At 63.7% G+C, this 14,333-nt stretch carries 12 protein-coding genes, 1 tRNA gene and 1 pseudogene; 8 read left to right on the top strand and 6 right to left on the bottom strand.

The features are described from left to right. Positions 1-153: 153 nt before the first annotated feature. The 4 genes and pseudogenes from MTX21_RS02715 to MTX21_RS02730 all read left to right on the top strand — a co-directional run. Positions 154-529, top strand: a pseudogene (locus MTX21_RS02715) (putative zinc-binding metallopeptidase); the annotation flags it as partial. Positions 530-708: 179 nt separating this feature from the next. Further along, positions 709-2,724, top strand: coding sequence for an acetyl/propionyl/methylcrotonyl-CoA carboxylase subunit alpha (locus MTX21_RS02720; RefSeq protein WP_280970400.1), 2,016 nt, complete (start codon positions 709-711; stop codon positions 2,722-2,724). A gap of 157 nt (positions 2,725-2,881) precedes the next feature. Further along, entirely contained in the window at positions 2,882-3,748 is an 867-nt protein-coding gene (locus MTX21_RS02725; protein WP_280970401.1) for an isocitrate lyase/PEP mutase family protein, read from the top strand. After that, positions 3,745-4,044, top strand: coding sequence for an acylphosphatase (locus MTX21_RS02730; RefSeq protein WP_280970402.1), 300 nt, complete (start codon positions 3,745-3,747; stop codon positions 4,042-4,044). Before MTX21_RS02725 ends, MTX21_RS02730 begins: the two co-directional genes overlap by 4 nt. Before the next feature lie 45 nt (positions 4,045-4,089). On the opposite strand, the gene MTX21_RS02735 is transcribed toward MTX21_RS02730, so the two are convergent. Beyond that, positions 4,090-5,610, bottom strand: a complete 1,521-nt coding sequence (locus MTX21_RS02735) for a PAS domain-containing sensor histidine kinase (RefSeq protein ID WP_280970403.1) — start codon at positions 5,608-5,610, stop codon at positions 4,090-4,092. Positions 5,611-5,720: 110 nt separating this feature from the next. Here MTX21_RS02735 and MTX21_RS02740 point away from each other — a divergent pair, with 110 nt between their 5' ends. Then, positions 5,721-5,819 carry a DUF1731 domain-containing protein gene (locus tag MTX21_RS02740; protein ID WP_280970404.1) on the top strand — a complete coding sequence of 33 codons (99 nt, stop codon included), beginning with the start codon at positions 5,721-5,723 and terminating at the stop codon, positions 5,817-5,819. A 12-nt stretch (positions 5,820-5,831) separates the two neighbouring features. Here the strand turns inward: MTX21_RS02740 and MTX21_RS02745 are convergent, their stop codons facing one another. Further along, complete coding sequence (locus MTX21_RS02745) at positions 5,832-6,686, bottom strand: LysR substrate-binding domain-containing protein (protein WP_280970405.1); 855 nt, start codon at positions 6,684-6,686, stop codon at positions 5,832-5,834. Positions 6,687-6,801: 115 nt separating this feature from the next. Here MTX21_RS02745 and MTX21_RS02750 point away from each other — a divergent pair, with 115 nt between their 5' ends. Further along, positions 6,802-7,230: a 4-oxalocrotonate tautomerase family protein gene (locus MTX21_RS02750; RefSeq protein WP_280970406.1), complete on the top strand. Its 429-nt coding sequence runs from the start codon at positions 6,802-6,804 to the stop codon at positions 7,228-7,230. A 110-nt stretch (positions 7,231-7,340) separates the two neighbouring features. Here the strand turns inward: MTX21_RS02750 and lipB are convergent, their stop codons facing one another. After that, on the bottom strand, positions 7,341-8,078 hold the full coding sequence (gene lipB / locus MTX21_RS02755) for a lipoyl(octanoyl) transferase LipB (protein ID WP_280970407.1): 738 nt from the start codon (positions 8,076-8,078) through the stop codon (positions 7,341-7,343). A gap of 67 nt (positions 8,079-8,145) precedes the next feature. Between lipB and MTX21_RS02760 the strand changes: the two genes are divergently transcribed. Continuing rightward, positions 8,146-8,388, top strand: a complete 243-nt coding sequence (locus MTX21_RS02760) for a FliM/FliN family flagellar motor switch protein (RefSeq protein WP_018647371.1) — start codon at positions 8,146-8,148, stop codon at positions 8,386-8,388. Positions 8,389-8,522: 134 nt separating this feature from the next. After that, a tRNA-Leu gene (locus MTX21_RS02765) sits at positions 8,523-8,607 on the top strand. 758 nt (positions 8,608-9,365) lie between these two features. On the opposite strand, the gene MTX21_RS02770 is transcribed toward MTX21_RS02765, so the two are convergent. The 3 genes from MTX21_RS02770 to gspD form a co-directional block, all read right to left on the bottom strand. Further along, entirely contained in the window at positions 9,366-11,213 is a 1,848-nt protein-coding gene (locus MTX21_RS02770; protein WP_280970408.1) for an alkaline phosphatase family protein, read from the bottom strand. 257 nt (positions 11,214-11,470) lie between these two features. Next, a complete protein-coding gene (locus tag MTX21_RS02775; protein WP_280970409.1) occupies positions 11,471-11,998 on the bottom strand; it encodes a tetratricopeptide repeat protein in 528 nt (175 codons plus the stop codon). Then, a complete protein-coding gene (gene gspD / locus MTX21_RS02780; RefSeq protein WP_280970410.1) occupies positions 11,979-14,294 on the bottom strand; it encodes a type II secretion system secretin GspD in 2,316 nt (771 codons plus the stop codon). Before gspD ends, MTX21_RS02775 begins: the two co-directional genes overlap by 20 nt. Positions 14,295-14,333 lie beyond the last annotated feature (39 nt).

The raw sequence follows: 14,333 nt of genomic DNA on the forward strand, positions 1-14,333 counted from the left end.
GACCGGAACGATCGGGCCTTCGGATGCGTCGTCGCGGGACGCAACAAGCGCGCTCTCGCAAGACTTCGTTTCAGGAGAGGCTAAATCTTGAAGCTCTCTGTCAGGCCTGCGGCAACATCCTCTATTTCGAGAACCGGCCATCGGGGTCGCCTTGGCGCGCCGCCGGACGGGCAGCAGACCCATGTGTCGGCCTACGCGACGATGCACCCCTGGGAGGACTTTGCTGAGACCTTGGCGAACGATCTCCACTTCGTCGACACGCTGGAGATGGCTGCGGAATTCGGCATGGAGGTGCGCCCCCAGGTCGACCGCGACGGGGGTTAACGGCGCCATCCGCTTCACCCCCTATGAGGCCAGAGACGTCCAGGCGCTCGTCAGCGCATGGCTGCCCTTCTTCGCCATCAACAGCGTCAACCGGACAATCGGCCTGTGCGACCTCTATCCCTTCATCCTGTCGCCTGCGGTGGTCGCCAAACGCGGCTTTGTGAATAGCCTCGTGCGGGGCATGGCCACGGCCGGGAAGCCATAGGGGCGGTCCGCAAGACCTCGCCGGGCCCCGTTCGGTCTTGCGCTGGTACGCCAGGGGCGCGGATTTAGACCGTTGCCTCCGGCCCATTTTGCTGTACCACGACAGGCATACGGCCCGTCCCGACCGGCCCGCCACCGGCCAGGGAGGGGTCCCGCCCAAGGACGAAGCTCAAGAAGAACATGTTCAAACGCATTCTGATCGCCAATCGCGGCGAAATCGCCTGCCGGGTCATCAAGACTGCCCGCCGGATGGGAATTCAGACGGTTGCGGTCTACTCCGAGGCCGACCGCGATGCCCTCCATGTCGAGATGGCCGACGAGGCGGTGCTGATCGGCCCGCCGGCTGCGGCCGAGAGCTACCTGGTGATCGACAAGATCGTGGACGCCTGCCGCAAGACCGGCGCGGAAGCGGTGCACCCCGGCTACGGCTTTCTGTCCGAGCGCGAGGCGTTTCCGCGCGCACTGAAGGAAGCCGGCCTCGTCTTCATCGGCCCGAATCCCGACGCGATCGCGGCGATGGGCGACAAGATCGAGTCCAAGAAGGCCGCGGCGAAGGCCAAGGTTTCCACCGTGCCCGGCTATCTCGGCGTCATCGAGGACGACCGGCACGCGGTGCGCATCGCCGACGAGATCGGCTATCCGGTGATGATCAAGGCCTCCGCCGGCGGCGGCGGCAAAGGCATGCGCATCGCGCATTCGAAGGCCGAGGTCGCCGAGGGCTTCAACCTGGCCAAGGCCGAGGCCAAGGCCTCGTTCGGCGACGATCGCGTTTTCGTCGAAAAATTCATCGTCGATCCCCGCCACATCGAGATCCAGGTGCTGGGCGACAAGCATGGCAACGTGATCCATCTCGGCGAGCGCGAATGCTCGATCCAGCGCCGCAACCAGAAGGTCATCGAGGAGGCGCCGTCGCCGCTGCTCGACGAAGCCACCCGCCGCAAGATGGGCGAGCAGGCGGTCGCGCTGGCGAAAGCCGTGAATTACGACTCGGCCGGCACGGTCGAGTTCGTCGCCGGGCAGGACAAGAGCTTCTACTTCCTGGAGATGAACACGCGCCTCCAGGTCGAGCATCCCGTCACCGAGCTCGTTACCGGCATCGATCTCGTCGAGCAGATGATCCGCGTCGCCGCCGGCGAGAAGCTCACCATCGCGCAGAAGGACGTCACTCTGACGGGCTGGGCGGTGGAATCGCGCCTCTATGCCGAAGATCCCTTCCGCAATTTCCTGCCCTCGATCGGGCGCTTGGTGAAATACCGGCCGCCAGCGGAAGCGAGCAGGGACGGCATTACCGTGCGCAACGACACCGGCGTGCAGGAGGGTGGCGAGATCTCGATCCACTACGATCCGATGATCGCCAAGCTCGTCACGCATGCGCCCTCGCGCGCCGCCGCGATCGAGGCACAGTCAACCGCGCTCGACGCCTTCTACGTCGATGGCATCCGCCACAACATCCCGTTCCTGTCGGCGTTGATGAGCCATCCGCGCTGGCGCGAGGGAAGGCTGTCGACTGGCTTCATCGCCGAGGAATTTCCGCGCGGCTTTGCGCCGCATGCGGCGGCGGGCGAGGTCGCCCGCCGGATCGCGGCGGTCGGCGCCGCCATCGATCACGTGTTAGGCGAGCGCAAGCGGCAGATCTCCGGGCAGCTCGGCGGCCGGATTGTGCAACGCGAGCGGCGCCGCGCGGTGTGGCTCGACCGTGACGAGATTCTGCTCGAGGTCGGCCGCGAGGGCGATGCCATCGTGGTGCGCTTCCTCGACGCCGAGGGCAAGGCCGGCAATGCGCATCTGTTGCAGTCGTCGTGGAAGCCGGGCGATCCGGTCTGGCAGGGCACGATCGACGGCCACATCATCGCGGTGCAGGCGCGGCCCATTGCGAACGGCGTCCGCCTCGCGCACCAGGGCGTCGAGGTGCCGGTCTATGTCTGGACCGAAGCGGAAGCGGCCTCGGCGCGACTGATGCCGGTCGTCACGGCCTCCGATACCGGCAAGAAGCTGCTCTGTCCGATGCCCGGCCTCGTGGTCTCGATCGCGGTGACCGAGGGTCAGGAGGTCAAGGCCGGCGAGACGCTCGCGGTGGTCGAAGCCATGAAGATGCAGAACGTGCTGCGCGCCGAGCGCGACGGCACTGTGAAGAAGATCCATGCCAGCGCGGGCGCCACGCTCGCGGTGGACGCGCTGATTTTGGAGTTTGCGTAGGGTGTGAGTGGGGCTCTCAGCCGGGCCCCACAAACTTCGTCATTGCGAGCGCAGCGAAGCAATCCGGACTGCCGCCGCGGAAAGATTCTGGATTGCTTCGCTGCGCTCGCAATGACGGAGTATGTTGCGGCTGCGTCGCGACAGTTGAGAGGGCACCATGGCCTTTCGTTCCCGCCGCGAAAAACTGCGCTCCATACTGAAGGGCTCGGCCTGCATCCGCCCCGGCTCGGTCTACGACGCGATCTCGATCCGGATCGCCGAGGATCTGGGCTTTCCGCTCGGCATGTTCGGCGGCTCGGTTGCCTCGCTCGCCGTGCTCGGCGATCCCGACATCGCGCTGATCACGCTGAACGAGCTCGCCGAGCAGATGCGGCGGATGTCCCGCGCGGCAAGGCTTCCGGTGCTGGTCGATGCCGACCATGGCTACGGCAATGCACTCAACGTGCGGCGCACGGTGCAGGAGCTGGAGACCGCGGGCGCGGCCGGCCTCACCATCGAGGACACGTTGCTGCCGGCCGCTTTCGGCGAAGCCAGGACGCAATTGATCCCGCTTGAGGAAGGTGTCGGCAAGATGAAGGCGGCACTGGACGGCCGCAGCGATCCCTCGCTCGTCATCATGGGCCGCACGGGGGCGGCCTCGATCACCTCGCTCGACGACACGATCCGCCGCGCGCAGGCCTATGAGGCTACTGGCGTCGACGCGCTGTTCTTCACCGGCATCAAGTCCCGCTCCGAGCTCGAAGCGATCGCGGCGGCAACGCGCCTGCCGATCGTGCTCGGCGGTGCGCCGGACGAGCTGAACACGCTCGACTATCTCGCCGGCCAGCGCGTGTGTATCGCGCTCCAGGGCCACGCGCCGATCGCGGCTGCGACGCAAGCTGTCCATGACACGCTCAAGGCGCTGCGTGAGGGCACGCCGCCGAAAAACCTCAAAGGCCTCGCATCGTCGGACTTGACCGGCCGCGTGATGCGAGAGGCCGACATGAAGGCGCGTAGCGCCGAGTTCCTCGGACTGAAAAAATGAGCCGGGCAATTCTCCAGGTCACGATCCGCGGCCGCGTCCAGGGCGTCGGCTATCGTGCCTGGGTCGAGTACCAGGCTGTCACCAGCGGGCTCGAAGGCTGGGTCCGGAACCGGCGCGACGGCAGCGTCGAAGCGCTTTTTGCGGGCTCGCCGAAGCACGTCGCCGACATGATCGCGCTGTGCCGCCACGGTCCGCCGTCCTCGCGCGTCGACAGCGTCACCAGCGAGACTGCCGGCACCGATGAGCTGAACCTGCGCAGGGCAGGGGAAGCGTTCTCGGTGCTGCCGACGGTGTAGGTGCACTCCATCGCCCGCTTGCGGGGCGAGAAGAAGCAGCAGGCTTCACCGCGGCAGCTTGGCGATCGCCTCGCTGAGCTCGTGGATCTCGTAGGGCTTGCGCAGGATCGGGAAATCGCCACGGACATCGGCGGCAGCGTCGCTGTAGCCGGTGGCGAGCAGGATCGGCAGGCGGGGGTGGACCCGACGCAAATGCTGGGCGAGGCTGAGCCCGTCCATCCTGCCGGGCATCACGATGTCCGAGAACACGAAGTCGACACCGTTCTTCTCCAGCTCGCGTAGCGCAGCTTCGGCATCGGCGACCCGGCGCACATTGTAGCCGAGCTGCTCCAGCAGCCCGGTGCTGACCGATGCGACGTCCGGATTGTCCTCCACCAGCAGCACCGTGCCGCTACCGCGGAACGGAGCCGCCTCGCTCGCTTCCCGCGCCGGCGCGTTGCTCCCGCGCGGCAGGAGTATGGTGAATGTCGCGCCCTTGCCGAGCTGGCTTGAAACCTTGACCGTGCCGCCGGCCTGGTGGGCGAAGCCGTGCACCTGGGAGAGGCCAAGGCCAGTGCCTTTGCCGATCGGCTTGGTCGTGAAGAACGGCTCGAAGATCCTGTCGAGTACGTCGGCGGGGATGCCGAGCCCGGTATCGGCAACGCTGATCGCAACGAACTCGCCGACGTGCGGCGGCTCGTCGAGCACGATGTTGCGGGTGCCGATCGTCACCGTGCCGCCGTCGGGCATCGCATCGCGGGCATTGATGACAAGGTTGAGCAACGCCGTCTCGAGCTCGGCGACGTCAGCCGTGATCGGCCAGGCTCCGCGCTCGAAGTCGAAGACGAGACGCACCGAGCTGCCGATGCCGGCGTCGAGCACCTCGCGGATTGCCGCAATGCGCTCGGCGAAATCGATCGTCTGCGGGTTGACGCTCTGCCGCCGCGCGAAGGTGAGGAGCTGGTTGGTGAGTGCGGCACCGCGCTTGGTCGCAGTATCGATCGCGGAGATCGCGCGGTGAAGCTTCGCGTCGTTGTGGGTTCCCCGCTTCAGGATGTGAAGGCTGCCGCTGATGATCATCAACAGGTTGTTGAAATCGTGGGCGACGCCGCCGGTGAGCTGGCCGAGCGCGTCGAACTTCTGTGACTCGACGAGCTGTTTCTGCATCGCCTCGAGCTTGAGCTGCGCATCGCGCCGCTCTGTGATGTCGCGCGTGATCTTGGCGAAGCCGACAAGCTCGCCGTCCTCATAGATCGGATCGATCACGACGCTCGCCCAGAAGAAGGTACCGTCCTTGCGGACGCGCCAGCCTTCTTCCTCGTAGCGGCCCTTGTCCCGGGCAATTCGCAGCGCACGGGCGGGCTTGCCGTTGGCCCGGTCGGTCTCGGTATAAAAGCGCGAGAAATGCTGGCCCAGGATTTCCGAGGATGAATAGCCCTTGATGCGCTCGCCGCCGACATTCCAGCTCGTGATGATGCCGTTGGGATCGAGCAAGTAGAGGGCGTAGTCGGCAAGGCCTTCAACCAGCAGCCGGAAACTGCGTTCGCTATCGAACAAGTCTCTCTGCTGATTGGACTTTTTCACCATGCCCTCGACCCTGCGGCAACCCCTGCAAACGCTCCACGGTGGGGGATTGTTCCCGTATCGTGGGATATTTTTAGGCAAATCGCGCGCGGGGTATGCAGGAAGATCCAACGATGCGGATCAGGGGCGACGTCGGGCCGAACAGGGTGCTGAGCCGCGGTTTCGTGTTCAGATACGAGACGCTGCGCAGCGCATTCGAGGCGATCCTGTAAGAGTGCGCGACGTCAAGTCGTCGCTACGCTTCGGAACGTTGCCGCAATGGTACGCAGCGCCGCCAGTTTTGCGGGATCGCTGACCTTCGAATGCAGCATCACTTTGGAGCTGCCGAGCTTCGGCAGCTTGTATGCCGATCCAACGTCAACCAGCCCCGCAGGCGCGATCCGCCGCGCCAGCGGTGCCACTGCAAGTCCGGCAAGCGCGGCCGCGACCACTGCCGTGACGCCGCCGCCAACGAAACGCTCGCGCCAGGCGATGCCCGCCTTGTCGAGCGCGCGCACGGCGATGGCACGAACCCCGCAGGGCGGGGCGAGCGTGGCAAGCGGCAGCGGCTGACCGCGCGGCAGCGTGAAGCGTTTTGCCGCGAACCAGCCGAACGCGTCCTCGGCAAGCTTTTCGCCGCCGCGCCGGCTGCCTTCCTGACGGACGATCACTGCATCCAGCCGGCCCATATCGTAGGCGTCCTGCACCTCGCGCGAGAAGCCGATGGTGACGGCGAGGGTGAGCTGGGATGACATCGCGTGCAGGCGTTCGAGCAGCGGCACCAGCTCGGGGCCCGCGGCGTGGTCGGAGATCCCGAGCGAGAGCGACTGCGCGGCCGAGGCTCCGTCGGACAGCGCGCGGTCATGCGCCTCCATCAGCGCCCTGGCGCGATCGAGGAACGCAGCGCCATCGGCGGTGAGCCGGACCGCGCGAGGCGAGCGCTCGACGAGGCGTTTTGCCAGCAACGTCTCCAGCCGCTGCAGCTTGAGGCTGACGGCCGCCTGCGTCGTGCCGAGCGCTTCGGCGGCGCGGGTAAAGCTCTGGAGGTCGGCGACCAGCAGGAAGGCCTGGACGGTGGCGATGTCGAGTGTGGCTTTCATTACGAGATGTTATCACTGGTATCAATCTGGATAAGATACCAAAATGACGGCGGGCGGTCTAGCTTTCCACCGACGCCGCGCGAAGCCCGCGCGACAGTTCGAGAGGAGAACGACCATGCCGCTGATCACCGTGTCCTACACCACCTCCCGCCAATCGCCTTCACTGAAGGCAGACATCGCGAGCGCCGTGTCCGAGCTCACCGCAAAGATCCTGCACAAGGACCCCAAGGTCACCGCGATCATCGTCAAGTCGGTCGACGCCAGCGACTGGTTCGCGGGCGGCGCCTCGCTCGCCGAGCAGAAGCTCGCGAGCTACTGGATCGACATCCATGTGACCGAAGGCACCAACACCAAGGACGAGAAGGCCACCTATCTCGCCGCCATGTTCAAGCGCATGGGCGAGCTCCTCGGCCCGCTGCATCACGAGACCTATCTGCATGTCGACGAGGTGAGGGGCGACGCCTACGGCTTCGGCGGCCTCACCCAGGAGCGCCGCTACATCGCCGGCAAGCTCGACGTGGCGCCGGACCGCGCGGCCGCTTAGAGCATGATCCGGAAAAGTGTGCGGCGGTTTTCCCTCGCGACAAACGCGGAACGCGTTTGCGCGGAGATCATGCGCAAACGATAACCTAAAGCGCGATGACGATCGCGCTTTTAGGCCGCCGCTTCCGGCAGCAGCGCTTTGGTCGGGCCGAACAGCTCCTCGAAGGCCTGCCGGAGCGCGATGTCGACGTCGGCCATCGTCACGGGGTGGCCGAGATCGACCAGCGAGGTGACGCCGTAGCGGGGATCGGCGACGCCGCAGGGCACGATCCCGGCGAAATGCGATAAGTCCGGCTCGACATTGATGGCGATGCCGTGGAACGACACCCAGCGCTTCAGCCGGACGCCGATGGCGGCGATCTTGTCCTCGTGGTCGGGCCCCTTGTCCGGCCGCCTCACCCAGACGCCGACCCGGTCCTCGCGCCGCTCGCCGCGGATGTTGAAGGCGGCGAGCGTCCGGAGGATCAATTCCTCCAGGCCCGCGACGTAGGCCCGGACGTCCGGCCGGCGGCGCTTGAGGTCGAGCATGACGTAGGCCACCCGCTGTCCGGGGCCGTGATAGGTGAGCTGCCCGCCGCGCCCGGTGGCGAAGGTCGGAAAGCGCGAATCGAGCAGATCGGAGGGCTTGCCCGAGGTGCCGGAGGTGTAGAGCGGGGGGTGTTCGAGCAGCCAGACCAGCTCGGGCGCTTCGCCCGCCGCGATCGCCGCGACGCGCGCCTCCATGGCAGCTACCGCGTCCGGATAGGGCACAGGGACGTCCGAAATCCGCCACTCCACGGGCGCGCCGGTGGAGGCGGAAAACGGCGTCAAATCGAGGTCTTGGCGGGGGTTTTGACGGTCATTAACCATTGGCTAACCATAACGTGGTGATCATCGCGAGAGCAAATGCGAAAGTCCCAAGTTGCGGCGGTGCCAAGTGCCCACACTCGATAAAGTCACCGTGGATCTCATGGTCGTCCTCGGGACGACCACTATGCCGATCCATCAAGTATTACGTCTTTCCCGCGGTGCCATCATCGAGCTGGATGCGACCGAGGCCGACGAGGTCAAGGTTTTGGCCAACAACCTGCCGGTCGCCTCCGGCGTCGTGCTGGTCGACCGCAACCGGATCGCGGTCGAGGTCAAGCAGATGCTGCCGCGCTCGCCGGGCACCAGATAAGGCCGGTCCGGGCAGATCTTTCCGCGCAAGCTTGTGGAATTCGCCTCCTATGCAGGCTTGTATCCCCCTGATGGATTTGTTAGATCGGCGCCGCTGATCCGGCCGACCTTAAAGCCTCAGGCCGGCATCTCCTAGCGCTCGTGGCGGAACTGGTAGACGCGCTGCCTTGAGGTGGCAGTGGGTAACACCGTGGGGGTTCGAGTCCCTCCGAGCGCACCATAAACCCACGTTTAGCGTTGAAATTCTTACGGTTCTTTCCGGAAGTAACCGATCGGCGTTACTGTTGCGTTCACTGCGCGCAACGGCGTGAAATCCCCGATGTTCTCGTTTTGATTATGGTCGAATGACACCTTCTCCATGCCGCTGGCTCCAGTTTGTCGCGCCTAGCCTTGGTAATGTAGTGGGCCGGCATCTTCAGGTCGGTCCAGCCGGACATCGCCATCATCTGCGCCTCCGTACAGTCGGCATAAGCGGCCCTCGGCTCTCGTCTTGCACACGGTAGGGGCGTGCGCATTGCATTGCGCTGCTTCTGCGCGTTGAGATAGTCGCCGTCAAATGCCGTACTCGGCGATCTGCCCGGCAATGGCCGTATCGACCGCGTCGTTGAACTCCTTGGTGCCGAAGTCGCCCCGGTCCCGATCTTCGGCGGGCCCTTGCGGAACTGCCCGCGATAGCGCAACTGCCCGCGCTGGTTGAGGTCAGCATACCGGTCGCGACGCTCCGGCTGGTCAGGCATCACGTCGACTTTGCGTCGCGGCTTCTGGGGTCTACGGTCACCTGAGCCAGCGCGCGTCGTTGTTGCCATTGGCCTGGTTGTCGCCGAACGTTTCGACCCGCGTAAAGTTCTCGAGCCGCTGTCCCTGTGTGTTGAGCAAGGGCTGGTCGATGCCGAAACAGTGGGCCCGCGGCGGTTCATGTCGCGGGCCTCGGGAGTTGTCTGGTTCAATCAGCGTTGAGCCAAGCGCATGATTGCTGGATCAGCGATCGTCGCGATCGTGATCGCCGTCACCGTCGCGATCGGCAAACGTAAACATGTTCATCAGATCGCCGATCGCTGGACGATTCTTCGGAACATATCGATGATCGTCGCCATCGTGGACCGGATTTGGCAGCCGGTCACGGCTCACGGCTGAGATGGTCGGAAGGTGCCAGTTCCGCTCGATAAATTTCACGATCGACACGTGGTCGTAGTAGGTGTGATCCACGAAACTCTTCTTGGCATAGGGCGAAACCAGGATGAACGGGATGCGGGTGCCGTCGCCCAAGAAGTCAACTGGCTGGACATAACCCGAGTCATAGTAACCACCGCCTTCGTCGGTGGTGATGAAGATGGCAGTCGTAGCCCAAAGCTCCGGATTGGCCTTGACACGGTTGACCAGCGTCTCGAGGAATTTCTCGTAGAGGTCCGTCGTGGAATCCGCCGGATGCCCGGCCAAAGCCTCGAACGGACGGACGAACGAAACCGCCGGCAGCGTGTGGTTCTGGACATCCTTCAGGAACGCGCCGTAATTCTGCAGCTTCGCTTCTTCGGTCGGATTCTTCATGATCTTGAGAAAGCCGGTAAGTGGATCACAGATGCCGCAATAATAATGGTAGGGGATCGCGACGCCGTCCACGGCCGCCGCGAAAGTCGTCACGTCGTCGCCGCGATCAGCGGTGTAGTATTTCCACGAAACACCCTTTGCAGTCATGACGTCGGCAATCGTTGGGGCGCTCTGGGGCGGCAAGACGAACTTGTCCGAGCCGAGCGTCTGCGGATTCGTGCTGTTCTGGTTCCAATACATGTTGTAGTTGTTGACCAGGTAGTAGTGGTTCGCAGAGCAGTTGTTGTTGCGAACGTTGTTCTTGTAGAGCTGCTCGTTGATGGCTGCGACGCCGGGAGCACTGGGGTCGGAGCAGTTCACGTAGGAGCCGCCGCTGTAGCCGTCCTGCGTGTAGTAATTGTTGGTGCCGCGCGCCGGATCTGGATTTTCAATCTGATTGGCATAGGGCACCGCAACAGAACCGTCGAGCGATTCGGGGTTCGTGAAGAAGGCGGCGTGGCCGGTGACCAGCGCCTGGAAGTTTGCGCCCGTTCCGCCCATGATCGCCTGATGATAGTTGTCGCTGATGGCATACTGATCGGCCATCGACTTGAAGAAGGGCGCATCACCCGGCTGCGGCTTTCCGGACGCATCGGTGAAGGGGTTCATATTGTAGAAGCCCATGGAGATGGCGCCTTCCATGGGATTGAAGCCGCCTGCCGGATAGGGCTGGCCGTTCGAGCCGGTGCCGATGGTTTCCTCAACCCATACGAACTTGTCATGCTTGCCGCCGTCGATGTCCTGCCACATCTGGAAGAAGCGGTGCACGGGGTCGCCGGTATAGGCCGCGTAAGGCACGTACTTGCTGATCTGGAAGGGGCCGTTCGGCAAATTCGCCGGAAAGCGCGTGTCAAGCACGTTTTGCGGAAGGCCGGTGCCTGAGGCCCAGGTGGTGTAGGGTTGCGGCAGAGCTGTATAGGCGTCGGTCGAAATTGTCTCGGCATTGTAGCGGACTTCGTCGCGCCCGATCCGTTGCTCTGCCTTCCGGAAATGCGGTCCCGGCGTGCCGTCCTCGTTGACGATGCCCTTGCTCAGGAGATTGTCGATCGTCTGGCCGGCCTTCGGCTTGTAAGTGCCAAATAGATTGTCGAACGTATGATTTTCACCGACGATGATGATGACGTGCTCGATCGGTGTCCTCGTCGCTCCGGCAAATGCAGGTGCGATGCTCGTTACGGTGAAGAACGCTGTTGTTGCGAGGGTAAGCGACTTGAATCGGTCGTTCGCTATTCTCATGGTCATCTCCAAGGGAGAATTGTGGAGGGAGGCGAGGCTTGATGAGCCCGCGGCGAACTATCGCGAGCGCGAATTGCAGTGCGGTGTCGCTTGTGATTCAAAACCGTGAAAGCTTGGGAAAAAACGGCAACTCATCTGCGCAACCGTCGCGTGCTGTCGATGAGAGCTACGTTGTCGTCGATCTCGAACGGTGGCCGCGTAGCGCCGGTTCACGATTGAATTTGCAAGGATCTCGGGAATCGCCCTGCAGTCGGGCGAAGACTTCACCAACGACCGGGGGCCCAGGCGAGCGCAAGAGCCTGTCCCTGGGCGATTTGGTCGACCGACATCTTCGAAGCAACCGCGTTACGCAGGCGGATGTAATAGGCACGCTGCAGCCTTCCCGCACGGCCCGCGGCGAGATTCAACCATTTGTAGGCAAGCACGACGTCGAGCGGCACTCCATGCCCTTTGTCGTACATCAGGCCGAGCATCGCCTGGGCGAACGGATTGCCTGCAATCGCAGCTTGGGTGTAGAGGTCGGCCGCAGCGTCATAGGCTTGCGGCGCTCCGAACCCGTTCTCATACATGAAGCCGAGCATCGCCTGCGCGTCCACATTGCCGCGCAACGCGAGAGGCGTCAGCCGGTTGACGGCCTGCACAAAGTTGCCGCGCGCATATGCACCGCGCGCTGAGGCAATCGGATCGGCGAGGGTGGAAGACCCAGCAAACAGCCAGCACAGCAGCGAAAGGAGAAGTGCGGCCCTTACGAGGCGCATCGAAACCGGGGCGTCAGCGGACGGTCTGGACACGGAGGTCATCGGTGATACTCGCGCCAACCGTGCCGCGAAGCTTCGAGCGCAGCTCCTCGGCTATTTGATGTGCATCACTGCCATCGCGAATGATCTGCGGGCGAATGAATATGATCAGCTCCGTGCGCGTGCCCTTTTTGCCCTGGTGTGAGAAGGCGTCGCCAAGACCGGGAATTTCGTCAAGCAGCGGGATACCGTTGCGACTGCCGTTCTGTTGCTCGCTGATCAATCCGGCCAGGAGCACGGTCTGGCTGTTTGCCACCGAAACCGAGCTCTTCACCTTGCGTTGGGACACGGTCGGAGTGAGGCTGGTTGAGGTCTGGGGCGATACGTTGCTGATCTCCTGTTCGATTTCGAGACGGACGTTTCCATTTGCGGTGATCCGCGGCACGACGCGAAGAATGATGCCGGTGTTGCGGTAGTCGATGGTGTTGACCACAGTATTGCTGGAGGACAGCACGGTCGCACTGCCAGTCGAGACCGGGACGACGTCGCCTACCTGAAGGGTTGCAGTCTGGTTGTTGATGACGACGAGCGACGGATTGGACAGCACTTTGACGCTGGTCACTTCATGCAGTGCGTCGAGGATGGCGGCCGGCTGTGACTCCGACCCGATCAGGAAGTTGAAGCCGGGAAATGCGCGGTTGATCATGGCGCTCGTCACCGTGCTCACGACGCCGGTGGTCGCATCGGTTGTCGTCGTTGTCGATGGCGCCGAGGTTGATTGCGTGTTGAGGATCGAGCCCTGGTTGGCCTTCAGGCCGAGCTGCTTGCTGGTCAGATAAGTCTGGACCCCGTAACTCAGCTCGTTGGTCAGCGTGACCTCCGCGATGGTGGCGTCGATTGCGACCTGCAGCACCGGCTGATCGAGTTGCTGCAGAGTGCTGGAGATGGTTCGATAATTCTCGCGGTCGGCATAGATCAGAAGCGCGTTATTCACGATATCGGGCGTGATGCGCACATTGGGCATGAGCGGCTGTCCGCCGCCGCTTCTCGTGTCGAGCCCACCGCTGGACGCTGCCCCGTTTGAGGAAGTGGATCCGGACGGGGTGGTGGAGCCAGCGCCTGCGGCGCCCTGGAGGCGGTTGGCCGGGCTTGCCGATGCGCTGGACGAGTTGGTGTTGAATGACAATCGTTCGGCAACCGATGTCGTCGTGCCGCCCGATCCGGGAGCGAGCTGGTTCTCGGCGCTGTCGAGCGACGCCGAGGCACTGCCCACGAACATTTCGGTCAGCACCTTGGCGAGCTGTCGAGCATCGCCATAGCGGATGCGATAGACGTGGACACTGGTTCGGGTCGAGTCCGCCTGGTCGAGGCGTCGGATCCAGGTCGCCGCAGCTTGGAGCAGGGCAGGTTTGCGCGTCACGACCATAATGGCGTTCAGCCGATTGACAACCTGGAGCTTGACGAGATTCTGGCTGAGGCCATTCTCACCGGAATCCATGATCTTTTCGAGCTCGGCAATCAGCGGCTCGGGTGCGGAATTGTTGACCGGGAAGATTCCGACTGACTGGCCTCGCATCCAATCGACGTCGAAGCTGAGGGCGGTTTCGACGGCGGTCCGCCGTTCAGCTCCAGTACCCTGGATCAGAAGGAGGTTGCGCGTCGGGTCGGCGCGGACGCTGCCAGCGCGCGTTGCGAAGCTGTCCATCAGCTTGAGGATGGTCTGGGCGCCAACATATTGCAGTGGAACAACCGAGACTCCGTAACCAGCCTCGGGACGACCGGCCGCGGCGTCGACATGACCGGCGCCAACGGCGTCGCCGAGTGGCGTCAGCTTGTATCCGCCCGCATCGCGCACCAGCACGACGCCCGACAGTCGCAAGGCGCTCTCGAGCACGAAGACGATGTCGGATTTGGGCACCGGTCGCGCAGAGATCAGACTGACGCTGCCCTGCACGCGCGGGTCGATCGTATAGCCAAGGCCGAGAATGTCGCCGAGTACCACTTTTGCGACGGTCGCGACCGGCGTGTTTTCAAAGTTCAGGTCATAGCCCGGACCGCTCGAGGTCGGCTGTGGCCGAATCTCGGCGACGTCGGAGATCACCGCGCCCTCATAGGTGCGATTTGTCACGCGCTGCGTCTCGGGACGCGACTGGATCGCAGCGACCGGCTGATCGCCACGCGGCAAGATGTCGAGTGATCGCACCTTGTCGAGCACGTCAACATCAGCCGGCGCCGTAGCCGGCCCACTGATCGTAGCCATGTTACATGACGCGAACAGAAGCATCATCGCGACAAGCACGATGTTGCGGGCAACCGCACCGGACTGGCTTCGATTGCCGAAACGAAACATGGACTTGCCGATCTACTCGCGTTGCTGATCCGATGCCGG

It is taken from the genome of Bradyrhizobium sp. ISRA430, assembly GCF_029909975.1.
Classification (GTDB): domain Bacteria; phylum Pseudomonadota; class Alphaproteobacteria; order Rhizobiales; family Xanthobacteraceae; genus Bradyrhizobium.

Coding starts and splice junctions, on each gene's coding strand:
- MTX21_RS02725 (WP_280970401.1), top strand. CDS start 2,882: ATGGCCTTTCGTTCCCGCCGCGAAAAACTGCGCTCCATACTGAAGGGC.
- MTX21_RS02735 (WP_280970403.1), bottom strand. CDS start 5,610: ATGGTGAAAAAGTCCAATCAGCAGAGAGACTTGTTCGATAGCGAACGC.
- lipB (WP_280970407.1), bottom strand. CDS start 8,078: ATGGTTAATGACCGTCAAAACCCCCGCCAAGACCTCGATTTGACGCCG.
- gspD (WP_280970410.1), bottom strand. CDS start 14,294: ATGTTTCGTTTCGGCAATCGAAGCCAGTCCGGTGCGGTTGCCCGCAAC.
- MTX21_RS02720 (WP_280970400.1), top strand. CDS start 709: ATGTTCAAACGCATTCTGATCGCCAATCGCGGCGAAATCGCCTGCCGG.
- MTX21_RS02740 (WP_280970404.1), top strand. CDS start 5,721: ATGCGGATCAGGGGCGACGTCGGGCCGAACAGGGTGCTGAGCCGCGGT.
- MTX21_RS02745 (WP_280970405.1), bottom strand. CDS start 6,686: ATGAAAGCCACACTCGACATCGCCACCGTCCAGGCCTTCCTGCTGGTC.
- MTX21_RS02770 (WP_280970408.1), bottom strand. CDS start 11,213: ATGACCATGAGAATAGCGAACGACCGATTCAAGTCGCTTACCCTCGCA.
- MTX21_RS02730 (WP_280970402.1), top strand. CDS start 3,745: ATGAGCCGGGCAATTCTCCAGGTCACGATCCGCGGCCGCGTCCAGGGC.
- MTX21_RS02750 (WP_280970406.1), top strand. CDS start 6,802: ATGCCGCTGATCACCGTGTCCTACACCACCTCCCGCCAATCGCCTTCA.